The 18,818-nt window shown below is 72.7% G+C and carries 19 protein-coding genes and 1 tRNA gene; 14 read left to right on the forward strand and 6 right to left on the reverse strand.

Annotated elements, in window-relative coordinates; genetic code table 11:
• The first annotated feature begins 21 nt into the window (after nucleotides 1-21).
• The 10 genes from OG946_RS19880 (at nucleotide 22) to OG946_RS19925 (ending at nucleotide 8,318) form a co-directional block, all read left to right on the forward strand.
• Entirely contained in the window at nucleotides 22-930 is a 909-nt protein-coding gene (locus OG946_RS19880; RefSeq protein ID WP_326797406.1) for a Rossmann-like and DUF2520 domain-containing protein, read from the forward strand.
• Nucleotides 931-942: 12 nt separating this feature from the next.
• Entirely contained in the window at nucleotides 943-1,923 is a 981-nt protein-coding gene (panC, locus tag OG946_RS19885) for a pantoate--beta-alanine ligase (RefSeq protein ID WP_326797407.1), read from the forward strand.
• Entirely contained in the window at nucleotides 1,920-3,686 is a 1,767-nt protein-coding gene (locus OG946_RS19890) for an L-aspartate oxidase (protein ID WP_326797408.1), read from the forward strand. The genes panC and OG946_RS19890 overlap by 4 nt, the downstream gene beginning before the upstream one ends.
• 32 nt (nucleotides 3,687-3,718) lie before the next feature.
• On the forward strand, nucleotides 3,719-4,741 hold the full coding sequence (gene nadC / locus OG946_RS19895) for a carboxylating nicotinate-nucleotide diphosphorylase (protein WP_326800318.1): 1,023 nt from the start codon (nucleotides 3,719-3,721) through the stop codon (nucleotides 4,739-4,741).
• Complete coding sequence (locus OG946_RS19900; protein ID WP_101422945.1) at nucleotides 4,742-5,539, forward strand: type III pantothenate kinase; 798 nt, start codon at nucleotides 4,742-4,744, stop codon at nucleotides 5,537-5,539. It begins immediately after the preceding gene.
• A gap of 89 nt (nucleotides 5,540-5,628) precedes the next feature.
• Entirely contained in the window at nucleotides 5,629-6,465 is an 837-nt protein-coding gene (locus OG946_RS19905; protein WP_326797409.1) for a hypothetical protein, read from the forward strand.
• A 175-nt stretch (nucleotides 6,466-6,640) separates the two neighbouring features.
• Nucleotides 6,641-6,811, forward strand: a complete 171-nt coding sequence (locus OG946_RS19910) for a hypothetical protein (RefSeq protein ID WP_164716039.1) — start codon at nucleotides 6,641-6,643, stop codon at nucleotides 6,809-6,811.
• Nucleotides 6,812-6,932: 121 nt separating this feature from the next.
• Nucleotides 6,933-7,337 carry a BlaI/MecI/CopY family transcriptional regulator gene (locus OG946_RS19915; protein ID WP_326797410.1) on the forward strand — a complete coding sequence of 135 codons (405 nt, stop codon included), beginning with the start codon at nucleotides 6,933-6,935 and terminating at the stop codon, nucleotides 7,335-7,337.
• Nucleotides 7,338-7,352: 15 nt separating this feature from the next.
• Nucleotides 7,353-7,871 (forward strand): amino-acid N-acetyltransferase, encoded by a 519-nt coding sequence (locus OG946_RS19920; RefSeq protein WP_326797411.1) that lies wholly within the window; start codon nucleotides 7,353-7,355, stop codon nucleotides 7,869-7,871.
• A gap of 120 nt (nucleotides 7,872-7,991) precedes the next feature.
• The gene (locus OG946_RS19925) at nucleotides 7,992-8,318 is read left to right on the forward strand and encodes a histone-like nucleoid-structuring protein Lsr2 (protein WP_018839280.1); all 327 of its coding nucleotides are present in this window, start codon (nucleotides 7,992-7,994) and stop codon (nucleotides 8,316-8,318) included.
• On the opposite strand, the gene OG946_RS36145 is transcribed toward OG946_RS19925, so the two are convergent.
• Entirely contained in the window at nucleotides 8,257-9,150 is an 894-nt protein-coding gene (locus OG946_RS36145; RefSeq protein WP_442814424.1) for a hypothetical protein, read from the reverse strand. The genes OG946_RS19925 and OG946_RS36145 overlap by 62 nt on opposite strands.
• A 295-nt stretch (nucleotides 9,151-9,445) precedes the next feature.
• Between OG946_RS36145 and OG946_RS19935 the strand changes: the two genes are divergently transcribed.
• The gene (locus tag OG946_RS19935) at nucleotides 9,446-11,974 is read left to right on the forward strand and encodes an ATP-dependent Clp protease ATP-binding subunit (RefSeq protein WP_047017130.1); all 2,529 of its coding nucleotides are present in this window, start codon (nucleotides 9,446-9,448) and stop codon (nucleotides 11,972-11,974) included.
• A gap of 189 nt (nucleotides 11,975-12,163) precedes the next feature.
• Here OG946_RS19935 and OG946_RS19940 read toward each other — a convergent pair whose 3' ends face one another.
• Nucleotides 12,164-12,724, reverse strand: a complete 561-nt coding sequence (locus OG946_RS19940) for a TetR/AcrR family transcriptional regulator (protein ID WP_326797412.1) — start codon at nucleotides 12,722-12,724, stop codon at nucleotides 12,164-12,166.
• A gap of 102 nt (nucleotides 12,725-12,826) precedes the next feature.
• Here OG946_RS19940 and OG946_RS19945 point away from each other — a divergent pair, with 102 nt between their 5' ends.
• The 3 genes from OG946_RS19945 (at nucleotide 12,827) to OG946_RS19955 (ending at nucleotide 15,495) form a co-directional block, all read left to right on the forward strand.
• Complete coding sequence (locus OG946_RS19945) at nucleotides 12,827-14,419, forward strand: MDR family MFS transporter (protein ID WP_326797413.1); 1,593 nt, start codon at nucleotides 12,827-12,829, stop codon at nucleotides 14,417-14,419.
• 144 nt (nucleotides 14,420-14,563) lie between these two features.
• The gene (locus OG946_RS19950) at nucleotides 14,564-14,995 is read left to right on the forward strand and encodes a helix-turn-helix transcriptional regulator (RefSeq protein WP_324841951.1); all 432 of its coding nucleotides are present in this window, start codon (nucleotides 14,564-14,566) and stop codon (nucleotides 14,993-14,995) included.
• A gap of 59 nt (nucleotides 14,996-15,054) precedes the next feature.
• Nucleotides 15,055-15,495, forward strand: coding sequence for a VOC family protein (locus OG946_RS19955; RefSeq protein WP_326797414.1), 441 nt, complete (start codon nucleotides 15,055-15,057; stop codon nucleotides 15,493-15,495).
• A 210-nt stretch (nucleotides 15,496-15,705) separates the two neighbouring features.
• Here OG946_RS19955 and OG946_RS19960 read toward each other — a convergent pair whose 3' ends face one another.
• The 4 genes from OG946_RS19960 to OG946_RS19975 all read right to left on the reverse strand — a co-directional run bounded on the left by OG946_RS19960 (nucleotide 15,706) and on the right by OG946_RS19975 (nucleotide 18,812).
• Nucleotides 15,706-16,650: an A/G-specific adenine glycosylase gene (locus OG946_RS19960; protein WP_326797415.1), complete on the reverse strand. Its 945-nt coding sequence runs from the start codon at nucleotides 16,648-16,650 to the stop codon at nucleotides 15,706-15,708.
• A gap of 104 nt (nucleotides 16,651-16,754) precedes the next feature.
• Nucleotides 16,755-16,830: transfer RNA gene (locus OG946_RS19965), tRNA-Gly, on the reverse strand.
• Between the two features lie 75 nt (nucleotides 16,831-16,905).
• Nucleotides 16,906-17,511, reverse strand: a complete 606-nt coding sequence (locus OG946_RS19970) for a response regulator transcription factor (RefSeq protein ID WP_326797416.1) — start codon at nucleotides 17,509-17,511, stop codon at nucleotides 16,906-16,908.
• Entirely contained in the window at nucleotides 17,508-18,812 is a 1,305-nt protein-coding gene (locus OG946_RS19975) for a sensor histidine kinase (RefSeq protein ID WP_326797417.1), read from the reverse strand. The genes OG946_RS19970 and OG946_RS19975 overlap by 4 nt, the downstream gene beginning before the upstream one ends.
• Nucleotides 18,813-18,818 lie beyond the last annotated feature (6 nt).

Consider the following 18,818-nt stretch of genomic DNA (forward strand, 5'->3'; position numbering starts at 1 on the left):
CGGACTGGAACGGAAGGCGACGTGAACCCCAGCCCCACCCCCGAGCCGCAGGAGAAGCCCGCCCGGCTCGCCGTCGGCGTGGTCGGCGCCGGCCGGGTCGGCCCGCCGCTCGCCGCCGCGCTCGCGCTCGCGGGCCACCGCCCCGTCGCCGTGCACGCCGTCTCCGACGGCGCCCGCAGGCGAGCCGGCGAGCTGCTGCCCGACGTGCCCGTCACCGAGCCCGCCGAGGTGCTGGCCCGCGCCGACCTCGTGCTGCTCACCGTGCCCGACGACGTGCTGCCCGGCCTCGTCGAGGGCCTCGCGAGCACCGGCGCGGTACGCCCCGGGCAACTGCTCGTGCACACCTCGGGACGGTACGGGGCCGCGGTGCTGGAGCCCGCCACCCGCGCGGGCGGGCTGCCGCTCGCGCTGCACCCCGCGATGACGTTCACCGGCACCGCCGTCGACGTCCAGCGCCTCGCCGGCTGCTCCTTCGGCGTCACCGCGCCGGGCGAGCTGCGTATGGCGGCGGAGGCCCTGGTCGTGGAGATGGGCGGGGAGCCGGAGTGGGTGGAGGAGGCGGCCAGGCCGCTGTACCACGCGGCGCTCGCCATCGGCGCCAACCACCTCGTCACGCTGGTCGCGCAGTCGATGGAGCTGCTGACCAAGGCCGGCGTCGGCGCCCCCGACCGGATGCTGGGCCCGCTGCTCGGCGCCGCCCTCGACAACGCGCTGCGCAGCGGCGACGCCGCGCTCACCGGACCGGTCGCGCGCGGCGACGCGGGCACCGTGGCGGCGCACATCGCGGAGCTGCGCGTGCACGCCCCCCAGGCCGTGCCGGCGTACGTCGCGATGGCACGGGCGACGGCGGACCGCGCGCTGGCGGGCGGGCTGCTCAAGCCGGAGCTGGCCGAGGACCTGCTCGGGGTCCTCGCCGACGGAGGACGCTGAGGGACGGCGACGATGACCGCTCTACTCGTACACCAGGCCGCGGAGCTGCCGGAGCCGCCGGGGGCGCATGAGCCGCCGGAAGCGCCCGGCGCCGCGCCCGAACGCCCGGCGCGCGCCGTGGTGATGACCATGGGCGCGCTGCATGAGGGCCACGCCGCCCTCGTCCGCGCCGCCCGCGCCGAAGTCGGCCCGCACGGGCAGGTCGTGGTGACCGTCTTCGTCAACCCGCTGCAGTTCGGCCCCGGCGAGGACCTGGACCGCTACCCCCGCACCCTCGACGCCGACGTCCTGCTCGCGGGCAAGGAGGGCGCGGACGTCGTCTACGCGCCGTCCGCCGACGAGGTCTATCCGGGCGGCGAGCCGCAAGTGCGCGTCAGCGCCGGGCCGATGGGGGAGCGGCTGGAGGGCGCGTTCCGCCCGGGGCACTTCGACGGCGTGCTGACCGTCGTCGCCAAGCTGCTGCATCTCACGCGGCCGGACATGGCGCTGTACGGGCAGAAGGACGCCCAGCAGCTCGCCCTGATCACGCGGATGGTGCGCGACCTGAACTTCCCGGTACGGATCCTCGGCGTGCCGACCGTACGCGAGCCCGACGGGCTCGCCCTGTCCAGCCGCAACGTGTACCTCTCCGCGCCGGAGCGCCGCACCGCGCTCGCGCTGTCCCGCGCGCTGTTCGCGGCGCGCGCCGCAGCGGGCGCGGCGGGCACCCCGTCGGAAGCGCTGACCGCGGCACAGTCCGTACTGCACGACGCGGGTGCGCTGACGCCCCCGCTGGAGCTGGACTACGCCGCGCTGGTGGACCCCGCGGACTTCACCCCGGTCACGGACGCCATGGCACGTACGCCGCAGGACCCGGACGGCACGCCACAGAAACCGGACGGCACGCCACTGAAGGACGGCACCGCCCACGAGACCGTCCTCGCCGTCGCCGCCAGGGTCGGCGCCACCCGCCTCATCGACAACGTCCGCCTCACCTTCGGAGGTGCCAGATGACCGCGATAAGGCTCGGCGCCCCCGCCCCCGGCTGGGTGCTGGACACCGACGTCGTCGTGGTCGGCTCCGGCGTCGCCGGCCTCACCGCCGCGCTGCGCTGCGCCGAGGCGGGCCTGCGGGTCACCGTCGTCACCAAGGCCACTCTCGACGACGGCTCCACCCGCTGGGCCCAGGGCGGCATCGCCGCCGCCCTCGGCGACGGCGACAGCCCCGAGCAGCACCTCGCCGACACCCTCGTCGCCGGCGCCGGGCTGTGCGACGAGGACGCCGTACGCACCCTCGTCACCGAGGGCCCCGCCGCCGTACGCCGCCTCATCGCCACCGGCGCCGCCTTCGACACCGACCCCGCCACCGGCGCCATCGAGCTGACCCGCGAGGGCGGCCACCACCGCCGCCGCATCGCCCACGCGGGCGGCGACGCGACCGGCGCGGAGGTCTCCCGCGCGCTGGTGGAGGCGGTGCGCGAGGCGGGCATCGAGACCGTCGAGCACGCGCTCGTACTCGATCTGATCAAGGACGCGGAAGGGCGCGCCGCCGGCGTCACGTTGCACGTCATGGGCGAGGGCGCGCGCGACGGCGTGGGCGCCGTGCACGCCCCCGCCGTGGTGCTCGCCACCGGCGGCATGGGACAGGTCTTCTCCGCGACCACCAACCCGGCGGTCTCCACCGGCGACGGCGTCGCCCTCGCGCTCCGCGCCGGCGCGGAGGTGTCGGACCTGGAGTTCGTGCAGTTCCACCCGACGGTGATGTTCCTGGGCCCGGACGCCGAGGGCCAGCAGCCGCTGGTCTCCGAGGCGGTACGGGGCGAGGGCGCCCACCTCGTCGACGCCGACGGCGTGCGGTTCATGGTGGGGCAGCACGAGCTGGCGGAGCTGGCGCCGCGCGACATCGTGGCCAAGGGCATCACGCGGCGCATGCGCGAACAGGGCGCCGACCACATGTACCTCGACGGGCGGCACTTCGGCGCGGAGATGTGGAAGCAGCGCTTCCCGACGATCTTCGCGGCCTGCCGCGCCCACGGCTTCGACCCGGTCCACGACCTCGTCCCCGTCGCCCCCGCGGCCCACTACGCCTCCGGCGGCGTCGTCACGGACCTGCGCGGCCGCACGAGCGTCCCGGGCCTGTACGCGTGCGGTGAGGTGGCCTGTACGGGCGTGCACGGCGCGAACCGGCTGGCGTCCAACTCCCTCCTGGAGGGCCTGGTCTTCGCCGAGCGCATCGCGGCGGACGTCGCGGCCGCGCCCGTACGGGCGCGGCCGGCCGCGCCGGAGGAGAAGACTCCGCCCCGGGAGATGCCCCTCCTGCCGCAGGACGCGCGCGCGGACATCCAGCGCGTCATGACCGCGGGCGCCGGAGTCCTGCGCTCCGCCGCCAGCCTGGACGAGGCCGCATCCGCCCTGCGCGCGATACGCGACACCGCGCGGCCCGCGCCCGCGGCGCCGTGCGTGGAGACCTGGGAGGCGACCAACCTGCTGCTTGTCGCGCAGGTCCTCGTCGAGTGCGCCAGGCGCCGCGTCGAGACCCGCGGCTCGCACTGGCGCGAGGACCACGCCGACCGCGACGACGCCCGCTGGGCCCGCCACTTCCTCGTCACCCTCACGTCCGATCCCGTACGCCCCGAAAGCCCCGAAACCCCAGCGCACCCCCGCGAACCCGCAGCCCGCGCGGACCCCGCGGACCCCGTACGCCCCGAAGCCCCCGCACACCCCGCACTCGCCGTCCGGACCACGGCCGGCACCGCCTTCCACCGGGAGACCCCGTGAGCAGCACCCCAGAGCCCCACCGACCCCAGCCCGTGGAGCTGACGCTCCTGCCCCTCGGCGGCCCGGACGCCGGCGCCGGCGCGGGGGGCTGCGGCGACGCCTGCGGCTGCGGGGCAGGCGACGGTGCTGCCGAAGCGGCGTACGGGCACGACCCCCTGGAGTGCGGCCTGGACCCCGGTCTCGCCCAGCTCCTCGTCGACGCGGGCCTCGACCCCGTCTACGTCGAGGACGTCGCCCACCTCGCCGTCGAGGAGGACCTCGACCACGGCGTGGACGTGACGACCGTCGCCACCGTCCCCGAAGACGCCGTGGCCACCGGCGACTTCACCGCCCGCGAGGCCGGCGTGGTCGCCGGCCTGCGCGTCACCGAGGCGGTGCTGTCCGTCGTCTGCACCGACGACATGGAAGTCGAGCGGCACGCGGAGGACGGCGACCTGGTCGCGGCCGGACAGCGGCTGCTGACGGTCCGTACCCGCACCCGCGACCTCCTTACCGCCGAACGCAGCGCGCTCAACCTCCTTTGCCGCATGTCCGGAATCGCCACCTCCACCCGCGCCTGGGCCGACATCCTGGAGGGCACCGCGGCGAAGGTCCGCGACACCCGCAAGACGACGCCGGGACTGCGCGCGCTGGAGAAGTACGCGGTGCGCTGCGGCGGCGGCGTCAACCACCGCATGTCGCTCTCGGACGCGGCGCTGGTCAAGGACAACCACGTGGTCGCGGCGGGCGGCCTGGCCGAGGCGTTCCGGCTCGTACGGGCCGAGTTCCCGGACCTGGACGTGGAGGTGGAGGCGGACACCCTGCACCAGGTGCGCGAGGCCGTCGACGCGGGCGCCGACCTCATCCTGCTGGACAACTTCACGCCCGTGGAGACCGAGGAGGCCGTCGCGCTGGTCGCCGGCCGTGCCCGGCTGGAGTCCTCCGGGCGGCTGACCCTCGACAACGCGCGCGCGTACGCGGAGACGGGCGTCGACTACCTGGCCGTAGGGGCGCTCACCCACTCCACCCCCATCCTCGACATCGGCCTCGACCTGCGCGAGGAGGGCGACGGCTAGATGCTCCTCACCATCGACGTCGGGAACACCCACACCGTCCTCGGCCTCTTCGACGGCGAGGAGATCGTCGAGCACTGGCGCATCTCCACCGACGCGCGCCGCACCGCCGACGAACTCGCGGTGCTGCTCCAGGGCCTGATGGGGATGCACCCGCTGCTCGGCGAGGAGCTGGGCGACGGCATCCACGGCATCGCCATCTGCTCGACCGTCCCCTCGGTGCTGCACGAACTGCGCGAGGTCACCCGCCGCTACTACGGCGACGTCCCCTCCGTGCTCGTCGAGCCGGGCGTGAAGACCGGCGTACCCGTCCTGATGGACAACCCCAAGGAAGTCGGCGCCGACCGCATCATCAACGCCCTGGCGGCGGCCGAGCTGTACGGCGGCCCGGCCATCGTCGTCGACTTCGGCACGGCGACGACGTTCGACGCGGTCAGCGAGCGCGGCGAGTACGTCGGCGGTGTCATCGCGCCGGGCATCGAGATCTCGACGGAGGCGCTGGGCGTACGCGGCGCGCAGTTGCGCAAGATCGAACTGGCCCGGCCGCGTTCGGTGATCGGCAAGAACACGGTCGAGGCGATGCAGTCCGGCATCCTCTACGGGTTCGCGGGACAGGTCGACGGCGTGGTCAACCGCATGGCGGCGGAGCTGGCCGACGACCCGGACGAGGTCACCGTCATCGCGACCGGCGGGCTGGCGCCGATGATGCTCGCCGACTCCTCGGTGATCGACGAGCACGAGCCGTGGCTGACGCTGATCGGCCTCCGCCTGGTCTACGAGCGGAACGTCTCGACCACCTGACGGGTACGCGGCAGCGGCCGGCCCCGCGGCGATAGCCCGTTCCGCGCGCCTTCGCGGCATGAGCCCTATTCAGGGCCTAAAGTCGGATTATGCCTACGCCATACGGTTCCCGAGGCGGTGTGGCGCTCAGCGCCGACGAGCTCCGCGTCGTGCGTGACGCGCTGGCCATCGCCATCGAGTCGAGTTGGGGCCTGCCCAGGCCCGCCAGGGGTGACGGAACGGAGCCTGCCGCCGCACCTGCGGTCCCGCGCGGTGCCGTCGTACGGGACTGCACGGAGCTGGCCGCGGCGTTGGACGAGGCGGCGGCCGAGACGGACCGGATGCGCCTGTTCCGTAACGCCGACCTCGCCCGCTACCGCGCCGCGCTCCCCGGCAGCGCCTCCGGCTACGCGGAGCTGCTGCACGACGCGCTGGCCACCGGCTACGCACCCCGGCAGGCCGACATCGCCGCGCTCCGCGCCCTGTGCGACGAGCCGGCGGACTCGGGGGTGGCGGAGCGCCGGCGGCGGCTGCTGCGCCGCTGCGAGGCGCTGACGGCCGCCCAGGTGCCGCCACGCCGCCGCCCGGAGGCGCCGGCTCCTCAGGTGCCGACGGCTGCGGCCACGACGGCCCCGGCAGGCTCCTCGGGGCCGCAACCGCCCACCGCGCCGTCCCCGCTCTTCCCGCGCCCCGCGCTGCGCGCCCTGCCCGGCGGCAGGGCCCGCCGGGCGGCGCAGGGCTCCGAGGAGTCCGAGCCCGCTCCTGACCGGCAGCCGCGCAAGCCCGGCGAGCAGCCGCAGCGCCCGCCGCGCGAGAACCCCCCGGACCGGCAGCCCGCGTCCCCGGACCGGCCGGTGCCCACCCCCGCCGAGGTCTTCCCGCCCCGCCGCCGCCCGGCGCGGCCCCCGGAGCACCTGCTACGCCCCCACGCGGCCCGTACGGCCTGACCTCCGCCCGTACGGCCCGCCCTCCGGGTACGGCCTGACCTCCGCCCCCGTACGCCCCGGCCCCCGGCGCACCTCCACCCCTCCCGAGAACCCGCCGACCCCGCCGGGCTACGCTGGAGGCCGCGGCACCTCCGCGGCGCCCGCGCCCAGTAGCCCGCAACGATGGATGGCTCTCATGGATTACCTCTCCGCGCTGCTTCCGTCGACCGTCATGGCCATCGCCTTCACCGTGATGATCGTGACGATCGTCAAGAACCAGGGCGGCCCCAACAAGGCCAAGGAAGACGCCGCCGTCGACGCCGCATTCGCGCAGGCAGAAGCGGCGAAGCAGAAGTCGGCCGAGTAACGCGGAGCGGCCCCTAACGTCGGCGGCGGGCGCGCCTCCGCCGCCCGAATCGCCACGCCCGCCGCTCCCTTCCCCGTCCCAATCGCCCCATTGTTCACGCTCCTACGGGTATTGTGCTGGCGTGGTCCGGCCATTGGGAGAGCTCGAAGACGCGGTCATGACCCGGGTGTGGGAGTGGAACCGCCCGGTCACGGTCAGGGAAGTGCTGGAAGACCTCCAGCAGGAACGCTCTCTCGCGTACACCACCGTCATGACCGTAATGGACAACCTCCACCAGAAGGGCTGGCTGCGGCGCGCCCCCGAAGGCCGCGCCTATCGATATGAAGCGGTCTCCACCCGGGCCGCCTACTCCGCCGCACTCATGAACGAGGCGTGGGCCGCCAGCGACAATCCGGCGGCCGCCCTTGTCGCGTTCTTCGGCATGATGTCGCCGGGCCAGGTCGAGGCCCTGCGCGATGCGCTACGCGTCGTGTCGCTGGACTCACCCGGTGACACCGAAGCCGGTGACGGCGAAGCAAGCGCGTGACGATAGCGTCATGCCATGCCCAGCGATTCTTACGGGGTCACGATCCGGCGTGCCCGCACCTCGGATGTGCGGGCCATCCGGCGGCTGCTCGACCCCTACGTGCACCGCGACATCCTTCTCGGCAAAGCCACCGTGACGCTTTACGAGGACATCCAGGAGTTCTGGGTCGCCGAGCGGGACACGGACGCCGCCGTGGTCGGCTGCGGGGCGCTGCACGTGATGTGGGAGGACCTCGCCGAGGTGCGGACGCTGGCCGTGGATCCGGCCCGCAAGGGCACCGGCATCGGCCACCAACTCCTCGACAAGTTGCTGCACACCGCCCGCTGGCTCGGTGTCAGCCGCATTTTCTGCCTCACGTTCGAAGTCGACTTCTTCGCCAAGCACGGCTTCGTCGAGATCGGCGAGACTCCGGTGGACCAGGACGTCTACAGTGAGCTACTGCGCTCGTATGACGAGGGCGTTGCCGAGTTCCTGGACCTGGAGCGGGTGAAGCCCAACACCCTCGGCAACAGCAGGATGCTGCTGCATCTGTGACGGCGCTATGTCCGAATCGCGCAGATATTGTTGAGCGAGTTCTCCGGCAGGGTTTGAGTTTTTCGCTGAAAAGCGGTTTGCTTTCGCCAGCACACATTGTTCCGATGAAAGGGAAGCCCGGTGGCTCAGAAGGTACAGGTCCTTCTCGTCGATGATCTCGATGGCGGTGAGGCTGACGAGACCGTGACGTTCGCTCTTGACGGCAAGTCCTACGAGATCGACCTCACGACTGCCAACGCGGAAAAGCTGCGCACCGCTCTGGAGCAGTACGTGAAGAGCGGCCGCAGGACCGGTGGCCGCGCCACGAAGCGTTCTCGCGGCGGGGCGTCCGGCAGCCAGGACACGGCGAAGATCCGCGCGTGGGCGAAGGAGCAGGGTTACGAGGTCAGCGAGCGTGGCCGTGTTCCGGCGAACATCCGCGAGGCATACGAAAAGGCGAACGGCTGACGTTCAGGGCGAGGCGGTGGCAGGCCGTCGCCGCCGCGCTCACCAGCCGTACCAGATCCGGCCGGTCCGCAACCCGGTTCCGTGCCGGCACGGCATCGCCGTCCGCGTAACCGCTGTCCCCATCCATTTCGACAGCATCGCGGCCGGCGTCTTCGACGCCATCGGCGTCATCTCCTACGCCCTCCCCATCCACGACTCCGCCCCCGCGGCCGGCCTCCGTGCCCACGGGCAGCCGCACCGCGGGGAGCCGCGCCAGCGCCGCCCGGCCGGGCGGGCGCAGCCACAGCGTCGGCGGCCAGCTCCTTACCGCCGCCGGCGCGGCGCTCAGATCCAGCGGGATACCGCCCCACTCCAGCCAGTCCAGCAGGCCCGGCAGCTCCGCCGCGCCGCCCTCGGCGATCAGGAAGCGCATCCGGCCGCCGGCCAGCCCCACCGGCCCCGTGGCCGGCCGCCGGCGCAGCACGGCCCAGCCGGCCTCCGAGGGCATCTCCAGTACGTCGCAGCGCAGCGCCCCCGCCGGCAGCACACCGGCTGAAGGACCCCGCGCGGCCACCTCTCCGGCCGTCTCTCCGGCCGCGTCCGCACGCGCTCCTTTCCGGCCGCGCGCGCCGCTTCCGCCCGCCGGGGCGGGCCTGCCCTGCGGGCCGGTCTGGCGCGGGATCACGGGGCCGGTCACACCGTGAGCAACGGGGTCGCACCCGCGTTGGTTACGACATGTGTCATCCCGGTCGCATAGCGCGCTTCTTCTTCCCCGCACCAGCGTCCGCAGACGTTCCACCGTGTTCGCCGTCAGCGCAGTGAAGAGGCCGGAAAATCTGATCGCACGGCCCATGGCGCGGGTAAGACTTGGCTAGTGGTGCTGGTGAGAGCGGTGGCTTCGGCAGGGTCCGGCGGCGGCGTTCGCCATGGGCGTAGCGGCATTGAGAGTATTCGCCTGGCCTGCGGGAACATCGTCTCGCACCATCGGGTTGGAGCAGTAGTCGGATGCCCGGTGCAGGAGACTGACGGAGTCAGCGTCCGGGTGTCGGCAGTTGGAATGAGCGGTCCCCGCTTGCGGGACTAAGCTGCGGAAGGACAGGGAGGGGAACGTCCCCGATCTGCCTGACCGCTCTGAGGAGCGATTAACGATGTTCGAGAGGTTCACCGACCGCGCGCGGCGGGTTGTCGTCCTGGCTCAGGAAGAAGCCCGGATGCTCAACCACAACTACATCGGCACCGAGCACATCCTCCTGGGCCTGATCCACGAGGGTGAGGGTGTCGCCGCAAAGGCACTGGAGAGCCTCGGGATCTCGCTCGAGGCGGTCCGCCAGCAGGTGGAGGAGATCATCGGCCAGGGCCAGCAGGCCCCGTCCGGCCACATCCCCTTCACGCCCCGGGCGAAGAAGGTCCTGGAGCTGTCGCTCCGCGAGGCCCTTCAGCTCGGTCACAACTACATCGGTACAGAGCACATCCTGCTCGGCCTGATCCGCGAGGGCGAGGGCGTCGCCGCCCAGGTCCTCGTGAAGCTGGGCGCCGACCTGAACCGGGTGCGGCAGCAGGTCATCCAGCTGCTCTCCGGCTACCAGGGCGGCAAGGAGACCGCCACGGCCGGCGGCCCCGCGGAGGGCACGCCGTCGACGTCCCTGGTGCTCGACCAGTTCGGCCGGAACCTCACGCAGGCCGCCCGCGAGTCCAAGCTCGACCCGGTCATCGGGCGCGAGAAGGAGATCGAGCGGGTCATGCAGGTGCTGTCCCGCCGGACGAAGAACAACCCCGTCCTCATCGGCGAGCCCGGCGTCGGCAAGACCGCCGTCGTCGAGGGCCTGGCGCAGGCCATCGTCAAGGGCGAGGTGCCCGAGACGCTGAAGGACAAGCACCTCTACACCCTGGACCTCGGCGCCCTGGTCGCGGGCTCCCGCTACCGCGGTGACTTCGAGGAGCGCCTGAAGAAGGTGCTCAAGGAGATCCGCACCCGCGGCGACATCATCCTGTTCATCGACGAGCTGCACACCCTGGTGGGCGCGGGGGCCGCCGAGGGCGCGATCGACGCGGCAAGCATCCTCAAGCCGATGCTGGCCCGCGGCGAGCTGCAGACCATCGGCGCCACCACGCTCGACGAGTACCGCAAGCACCTGGAGAAGGACGCGGCCCTGGAGCGCCGCTTCCAGCCGATCCAGGTCGCGGAGCCGTCGCTGCAGCACACCATCGAGATCCTCAAGGGTCTGCGCGACCGGTACGAGGCGCACCACCGGGTGTCCATCACGGACGCCGCGCTGGTCGCCGCGGCCCAGCTCGCCGACCGGTACATCTCCGACCGCTTCCTGCCGGACAAGGCGATCGACCTGATCGACGAGGCGGGCTCGCGGATGCGCATCCGCCGGATGACCGCGCCGCCGGACCTGCGGGAGTTCGACGAGAAGATCGCCGACGTGCGGCGCGAGAAGGAGTCCGCGATCGACTCGCAGGACTTCGAGCTGGCCGCAGGGCTGCGCGACAAGGAGAAGCAGCTCCTGGCGCAGAAGGCGCAGCGGGAGAAGGAGTGGAAGGCCGGCGACATGGACGTCGTCGCCGAGGTGGACGAGGAGCTCATCGCCGAGGTCCTGGCCACCGCCACCGGCATCCCGGTCTTCAAGCTGACCGAGGAGGAGTCCTCGCGGCTGCTGCGCATGGAGGACGAGCTGCACAAGCGCGTCATCGGGCAGGAGGACGCCATCAAGGCGCTCTCCCAGGCCATCCGGCGTACGCGGGCGGGCCTGAAGGACCCGAAGCGCCCCGGCGGTTCGTTCATCTTCGCCGGCCCGTCCGGCGTCGGTAAGACGGAGCTGTCGAAGACGCTGGCGGAGTTCCTCTTCGGTGACGAGGACGCGCTCATCCAGCTCGACATGTCGGAGTTCAGCGAGAAGCACACCGTCTCGCGGCTGTTCGGCTCCCCGCCCGGCTACGTCGGGTACGAGGAGGGCGGTCAGCTCACCGAGAAGGTGCGCCGGAAGCCGTTCTCCGTCGTCCTCTTCGACGAGGTCGAGAAGGCCCACCCGGACATCTTCAACTCGCTGCTGCAGATCCTGGAGGACGGTCGCCTGACCGACTCCCAGGGCCGGGTCGTGGACTTCAAGAACACGATCATCATCATGACGACCAACCTCGGCACCAAGGACATCTCCAAGGGCTTCGGCCTGGGGTTCGCCGCCGGGGGCGACGTCAAGTCCGGCTACGAGCGGATGAAGTCCAAGGTCAGCGAGGAGCTCAAGCAGCACTTCCGTCCCGAGTTCCTCAACCGTGTGGATGACATCGTGGTCTTCCACCAGCTCACCAGGGACGACATCATCGAGATCGTCGACCTGCGGCTGGCCGAGCTGGACAACCGGCTCAAGGACCGCGACATGGCCATCGAGCTCTCCACCGAGGCCAAGGACCTGCTGTCCAAGCGGGGCTTCGACCCGGTGCTGGGCGCCCGGCCGCTGCGCCGCGCGATCCAGCGGGAGATCGAGGACGTGCTCTCGGAGAAGATCCTCTTCGGCGAGCTGCGCCCGGGCCACATCGTGGTGGTCGACACCGAGGGCGAGGGTGACGACGCGACGTTCACCTTCCGCGGCGAGGAGAAGTCGGCGCTGCCCGACGCCCCGCCGGTCGACGCCGCCGCCGGCGGCGCGGGCCCGAACCTGAGCAAGGAGGCGTGAGCCCGTAGCGGCTCGGCTTCCGGCGCACGACACAGAGCCGCCCCGGACCACACGGTCCGGGGCGGCTCTGCGTGTACGTGCGGGGTACACCCGGGCGCGTACGGGCAGGGCGTGGAGGACGGCGCATACAGGCGCGTACGAGACGTCCCTGCGGCGCACGGCGCGGGGGTCCTGCGGGGTGCCGGCGGGTCAGCCCTTGTACGCGGACGTCACCAGCTCCTGCGCGACCTCCAGGCAGGCGAGCCGCTTCTCCTCCGGGTCGCCCTTGGCGTCGTCCAGGGCGAACATCCCGGCGTGCATCGTGAAGATCGCGGCGATGCTGCGGGCCTGGTCCCGCAGGTCGGCGTCCTTGTCACGCAGCATCCCGATGATGTCGGCCATGCGCGCCTTGAAGGTCTCGCCGAGGCTCAGCTCGCGGATGCTCGCCTGGTTCTCCTGCATGAACCGGAAGAGCGTGTCGCCGCCGGCGAGCAGTGCGCTGTAGCGCGCCAGCAGCTCCAGCCGGGTCTCCAGCGTGGCCGGCTGGGACTGCCCCCAGGCGATCAGCTCGTCGACCCGCCCGAAGTGGTCCTCGACCAGGCTGACGAGGATGTCTTCCTTGGTCTTGAAGTGGTAGTACAGCGCGGCCTTGGTGACGTCGAGCCGTTCGGCGATCTCGCGCAGGGAAGTCTTGTCGTAGCCCTTGTCGGCGAAGAGCTCCAGCGCCACGTCCTGAATGCGCTGGTGGGTGTCGCTCCTGGTCGTGCCCATGATCCCTGCTTCCGTCAGATGCTTACTTGACGCCCGGCAAGTAGCGGCGTACGTTCACATGGTACCCACTAGCCGGGCGGCAAGTAAGTAGGGAGAGGGGCCATGGCGGAGAAGGATCAGGAGGCGGTCCCAGCACCGCCGCGGAACGTCAGGGTGATCATGCTCGGCCTGATGATCACCATGATGCTCGCGATGCTCGACAACCTGATCGTCGGCACCGCGATGCCCACGATCGTCGGCGAACTCGGCGGCCTGAACCACCTCGCCTGGGTGGTCACCGCGTACACCCTGGCCATCGCCGTCTCCACACCCCTGTGGGGCAAGTTCGGCGACCTCTACGGCCGCAAGGGCATCTTCATGTCCTCGATAGTCCTCTTCCTGATCGGCTCCGCCCTCTCCGGCATGGCCCAGGACATGGGGCAGCTCATCGCCTTCCGCGCGGTCCAGGGCCTGGGCGGCGGCGGTCTCATCGTCGGCGTGATGGCGATCATCGGCGACCTCGTACCGCCCCGCGAACGCGGCCGTTACCAGGGCATGATGGCCGCCGTCATGGGCATCGCCACCATCGGCGGCCCGCTGGTCGGCGGGACCATCACCGATCACCTCGGCTGGCGCTGGGCCTTCTACATCAACCTGCCGCTCGGCGCCGTCTCCCTCTTCGTCATCTCCGCCGTGCTGCACCTGCCGAAGAAGCGCATCAAGGCGCGCGTGGACTACACGGGCGCCGCCCTGCTCTCGGTCGGGCTGACGGCACTGGTGCTGGTGACCTCCTGGGGCGGTACAGAGTACGACTGGGGGTCGGCGCAGATCATCGGCCTGGCCGTGCTCGGCGCCGCCGCGCTCGCCGCCTTCGGCTGGGCCGAGACCCGTGCGGCCGAGCCGATCATCCCGCTGCGCATCTTCCGCAACGCCAACTTCACGCTGATGAACGTGATCGGCTTCATCGTCGGCTTCGTGATGTTCGGCGGCGTGACCTTCCTGCCGCTGTTCCAGCAGAGCGTCCAGGGGGCCTCGGCCACCAACTCCGGACTGCTGCTGCTGCCGATGATGCTGCCCGTCATGGTCGTCTCGCTCTTCGTCGGCCGGGCCACGACCAAGACGGGGCGCTACAAGATCTACCCGATCATCGGCGGCGCCGCCCTGATCGCCGGGATGTACCTGCTCTCCACGATGGACACCGGCACCTCCCGGCTGACCTCCGGGCTCTACATGGCCGTGATGGGTGCCGGCCTGGGCTTCATGATCCAGATGTCGATGCTCGTCGGGCAGAACAGCCTGGAGATGCGGGACATGGGCGCGGGCAGCTCCACCATCACCCTGACCCGCACCATCGGCGGCTCCTTCGGCGTCGCGCTGATGGGCGCCATCTTCAGCAGCCGGGTCGCCGACACGATGGCCGAGGAGGCAGGTCCCGCGGGCGAGAAGGCGGCGGGCAGCGGCGGGCAGTTGACCCCGGAGCGGATCGAGCAACTGCCGGCGCAGATCAAGGAGGCGTATCTGAACGCCGTCTCCCACGGCACCCACCAGGTCTTCCTCTGGGGCGCGGCGATCGCGGCACTCGCGTTCCTCGCCTCGTGGTTCGTCAAGGAGGTCCCGCTGCGCGGGGCGGGCCCGGCGAAGGATGACTCCGGATCGGCCGGGGACGCCGGTCCGGACTCCGCGCAAGCGGAGGCGGAGGCCCCGGCGAAGGTCTGAGCGGACCGGGGCCCCGACGACGGGCCGCGCGCCTCCCGCAGTAGCGGGCCGGGGGCGCGCGGCCCTTCTGTGTGCGTACGGGCCCGAAGGCCGGCGCCGTACGGGGACGGGGCGGTTGTCGGTGGGGCGTGCCATGCTCGAAGAGTGCTTCGCCCCGATCTGCGCGCTCTTCGCAGCGCCAAGGACGCCATGGACCGCGACTGGGCCGACCCGGCCCTCGACCTGGACGCGGTGGCGAGGCACGCCGGTTACTCCCGGTTCCACTTCATCCGCGCCTTCAAGGCCGCCTACGGAGAGACTCCCGGGCAGTATCTGACGCGCCGCCGGCTGGAGCGCGCCGAGCACCTGCTGCGTACGTGCAACCTCTCCGTCACCGAGGTCTGCCACCTGGTCGGCTTCTCCGCCCTCGGCACGTTCTCCGCCAGCTTCAAGCGGCGTACGGGGCTCTCCCCGACCGCGTACCGCGACGCCCACGTGGGCCGCGGGACCGCGCTCATACCCGGCTGCTTCGCGCTGCTCTGGGCCGGCGGGTTCGACCCGCGGATCAGGGAGCGCAACTCTGAGGAAGCGGGCTGAGGCCGCCCCTGCCTACGGTGGCCGCAGTACGGAAGCACCACCCCACCAGGGAGAACGCCATGATCACGAACCTGGCCATCACCACCGTCTGGACCACCGACCAGGAGCGCAGCCGCGACTTCTTCGCCGACAAGCTCGGCTTCGAGATCCGCGACGACATCGAGATGGGCGAGGGCATGCGCTGGATCACGGTCGGGGTCCCCGGCCAGCCGGACGTCATGCTGGCCCTCATGCGGACCACGGGACCCGGCCTCGACCCGGAGTCGGCGGAGGCGCTGACCACCCTCGTCAGCAAGGGCGTGCTGGGCGCGGGCGCGTTCCACACGGACGACTGCCGGGCGACGTACGAGAAGCTGCGCGCCCGGGGCGTGGACTTCGTCCAGGAGCCGCAGGAGCGGCCGTACGGGATCGAGGCGATCTTCCGTGACGACAGCGGTAACTGGTACTCGCTGACGCAGCGTCAGGAAGGCGGGCTCGACCACAGCAAGCCCTGGGCCTGACCCCGCGGGGCCGCCTCCGGCGCGGGCATGCGGCGGCGGGTTGCACGCGCCGGCGGGACGGGTCGGCTCACCACGGGACGGGCGGCGGCCCGGACGCGTGTGGTGCTGCCGCGGCGGGACCGGTCGGGGCATACCCGGCCGGGCGGGTGCCGGGCGGCCGGGCGGCGGGCCGCTGCCCTAGTGGGCGGCGGGCGCCTGGCACCCCGGACGTCAGCCCTGCGGCAGCCGGTACAGCCCGTCCGCCAGCGGCTCCACCAGCCCGTCCGACACCAGACTGTCCAGCGCCCGCGCCCGCTGCACCGGCTCGTGCCACACGGCGTCCAGCCGCTGCTGCGGCACCGGCCCGTCCGCGTCCCGCAGCACGGCCAGCAGCCGGCCGCGCACCTGCCGGTCCGTGCCGGCGTACGTCTGCGTACGGCGCGGCGGGCCCGCGTGCGCCGGGTGACCCGCGAGCCGCCAGGCGCAGAGCGTCGCCACCGGGCAGTTGCCGCACTCGGGCTTGCGGGCCGTACAGACGAGCGCGCCCAGCTCCATCGTCGCGGCGCCCCAGCGGGCCGCCTCGGCGTCCTCCTCCGGCAGCAGCTCGCGCGCGACGCGGCGCTCCACGGCGGTCGTCGCGCCGGGCGGGAACTCGGTGCCGCCGACCAGCCGGGCGTAGACCCGGCGGACGTTGGTGTCGAGCACGGCGTGCCGCTGCCCGTACGCGAAGGAGGCCACGGCGGCGGCCGTGTACTCGCCGATGCCGGGCAGCGCGAGGAGCTGCGCGTGCCGCTTGGGCACGTCGCCGTTGTGCCGCTCCTTTATCGCGGTGGCGGCGGCGTGCAGCCGCAGCGCACGGCGCGGGTAGCCGAGCCGGCCCCAGGCGCGGACGGCCTCACCGGGCGCCTCGGCGGCCAGGTCGGCGGGGCGGGGCCAGCGCTTCAGCCACTGCGTGTAGACGGGGAGCACGCGGCTCACCGGCGTCTGCTGCAGCATGAACTCGCTGACCATGACGCCCCAGGGGCCGGCTTCCGGCCGGCGCCACGGCAGGTCGCGGGCGTGCTCGTGGAACCACTGGAGGACTGGCCCGTGCAGCGCCGCGGGCTCGGGCGCAGACGCGGGTGCGGCGCCGGCCGAGGCGGGCGCGGATGCGGTACTTGCTGTGGTCGCAGTCATGGCACCCCTGATCCTGGCACAGAAAGGGGCGGGGCCCCGGGCAGCGCCGGGGGTCTTGCGTGTTGTGCCGCCGGAAGGCGCGGAGCGGCCGGTGCGGCGGTGCGTGGAGCGGACGACGAGACTCGAACTCGCGACCCCCACCTTGGCAAGGTGGTGCTCTACCAACTGAGCTACGTCCGCGCGCCCATGGGCCGGCAGCCCACTATACCCGCGCACGCGTGCCGCGGACCGGCCTGATCCGGCCGGTCCGCCCCCTCACAGCCAGCCGCGCTCCCTCGCCATACGCGCCGCCGCGTGGCGGTTCTCCGCGTTGAGCTTCGTCATCGCCGACGACAGGTAGTTCCGTACCGTCCCCGGTGTCAGCGACGCGCGGCGGGCGATGTCCGAGACCGGGGCGCCGTCCGCCGCCAGCTCCAGGACCTCCGCCTCCCGCGGCGTCAGCGGGGAGTCGCCCGCCGCGATGGCGTCCGCCGCCAGCTCCGGGTCGACGTACCGGCCGCCCGCGTGCACCGTGCGGATCACCTCCGCCAGCCGCTGCGCCGAGACCGTCTTGGGTACGAAGCCCCGCACCCCCGCGGACAGCGCCTGCTTCAGCGCGCCCGGGCGGCCGTGGCTGGTGACGATCATCGCCGCGCAGCCGGGTGCAGCCGTACGCAGCGAGGCCGCCACGGCGACGCCGTCGAGCCCCGGCATCTGCAGGTCGAGTACGGCGACGTCCGGCTGGTGGGCGCGGGCCATGGCCAGCGCTTCGTCGCCGCCCGCCGCCTCGGCGACGACGGTCAGGTCGTCCTCCAGCGCCAGCAGCGCGGCCAGCGCGCCGCGGATCAGGTGCTCGTCGTCGGCGAGCAGGACTCGGATCACGACGCCTCCAGGTCGATACGCGCGGCCAGCCGGAACCGCCCGCCGGTCCTGCGCTGTGCGCTCAGCGTGCCGCCGACGGCCGCCAGCCGCTCGCGCAGCCCGGTGAGCCCGGCGCCGTCGGCGGGGGTGCCGGGTTCGGCGTCGGGGGCGCCGTCGTTGTCCATGACGAGTTGCGCGCCGCCGTCCGCGACCCGCAGCGACACCGTGCACATGCGGGCGTCCGCGTGCCGCAGCACGTTCGTCGTCCCCTCGCGGACCACCCACGCCAGCGCCGACTGCACCCGCTCCGGCACCTCTCCGCGGCGGCCCGGAGCCGTCAGGTCCGTGTCGTCCACCTCGCAGTCGACCCCGGCCGCGCGCAGCACCGCGCGGGCGCCGGCCAGCTCGGCGTGCAGGTCGGCGGCGCGGTAGCCCCGTACGACCGCGCGGATCTCGCGCTGCGACTCCTGCGCGACGCGCTGCACCTCCGCCATCTGGTCCGCGGCCTCGGGCCTGCCGCGCTGCGCCAGTTGGACGGCCAGCTCGCTCTTGAGCGCCATGACGGCGAGGTTGCGCCCCAGGACGTCGTGCAGGTCGCGGCCGAAGCGCAGCCGCTCCTCGGCGACGGCCAGCCGGGCCTGCACGGCGCGGGCGTCGTCGAGTTCGTCGACGAGCTTCACGCCCCACGCCGAGGCGCGGTACGTGATCCCTATGAACGGCGCGCCGAGCGCCGTGGTGATCGCGGTGGTCAGCAGCCAGTTCTCGCGCGGCCCGATCACCAGCGCGGCCAGCAGCGTCGCGGCGCACAGCCCCGCGACGACCACCCCGCCGCGGCGCAGCGGCAGCGCCAGCACCAGGGGCCCGGCGGCGAACATCAGCACCCATACGAGGAACGGCCCCAGCTCCGTCGGGTCCAGCCGGTCCGCCGCGCGCAGCGCGAGGGCGGCGGCCAGCAGCGCCGAGACGACGGCGAGGTGCAGGGCGAGCAGCCGCCCGGTGGGTCCCGCGGCGCCGAGGAACGGGGCGGACAGGGAGAGCTTGATCTGCATCGTGAGGTGCCCGAGGAGCAGCACGAAAACGATGGCGAACGGCGCCGGGCCCATGTCGTCGCGGGTGTTGTCGAGCCAGACACCGATCAGCACGGCCTCGAAGAGCGCGAGGAAGTACATGGTGGAGACGGTGTAGCGGCGCCAGCGCTCGCGCCCGCTCATGCGCCGGGCGCGGTGCAGCCAGCGGAGCACGCCGCCTCCCGCTCCCGGTCGCGGGGCCGCGCCCGGGACCGGATACGTGCCGGGACCCGTGCCCGCGTCCGGCTCGGTCATCTCGTA

It is taken from the genome of Streptomyces sp. NBC_01808 (assembly GCF_035917395.1).
Classification (GTDB): Bacteria; Actinomycetota; Actinomycetes; order Streptomycetales; family Streptomycetaceae; genus Streptomyces.

Coding starts and splice junctions, on each gene's coding strand:
- panC (WP_326797407.1), top strand. CDS start 943: ATGACCGCTCTACTCGTACACCAGGCCGCGGAGCTGCCGGAGCCGCCG.
- OG946_RS19890 (WP_326797408.1), top strand. CDS start 1,920: ATGACCGCGATAAGGCTCGGCGCCCCCGCCCCCGGCTGGGTGCTGGAC.
- OG946_RS19900 (WP_101422945.1), top strand. CDS start 4,742: ATGCTCCTCACCATCGACGTCGGGAACACCCACACCGTCCTCGGCCTC.
- OG946_RS19905 (WP_326797409.1), top strand. CDS start 5,629: ATGCCTACGCCATACGGTTCCCGAGGCGGTGTGGCGCTCAGCGCCGAC.
- OG946_RS19910 (WP_164716039.1), top strand. CDS start 6,641: ATGGATTACCTCTCCGCGCTGCTTCCGTCGACCGTCATGGCCATCGCC.
- OG946_RS19920 (WP_326797411.1), top strand. CDS start 7,353: ATGCCCAGCGATTCTTACGGGGTCACGATCCGGCGTGCCCGCACCTCG.
- OG946_RS36145 (WP_442814424.1), bottom strand. CDS start 9,150: ATGGGCCGTGCGATCAGATTTTCCGGCCTCTTCACTGCGCTGACGGCG.
- OG946_RS19935 (WP_047017130.1), top strand. CDS start 9,446: ATGTTCGAGAGGTTCACCGACCGCGCGCGGCGGGTTGTCGTCCTGGCT.
- OG946_RS19940 (WP_326797412.1), bottom strand. CDS start 12,724: ATGGGCACGACCAGGAGCGACACCCACCAGCGCATTCAGGACGTGGCG.
- OG946_RS19945 (WP_326797413.1), top strand. CDS start 12,827: ATGGCGGAGAAGGATCAGGAGGCGGTCCCAGCACCGCCGCGGAACGTC.
- OG946_RS19955 (WP_326797414.1), top strand. CDS start 15,055: ATGATCACGAACCTGGCCATCACCACCGTCTGGACCACCGACCAGGAG.
- OG946_RS19960 (WP_326797415.1), bottom strand. CDS start 16,650: ATGACTGCGACCACAGCAAGTACCGCATCCGCGCCCGCCTCGGCCGGC.
- OG946_RS19975 (WP_326797417.1), bottom strand. CDS start 18,812: ATGACCGAGCCGGACGCGGGCACGGGTCCCGGCACGTATCCGGTCCCG.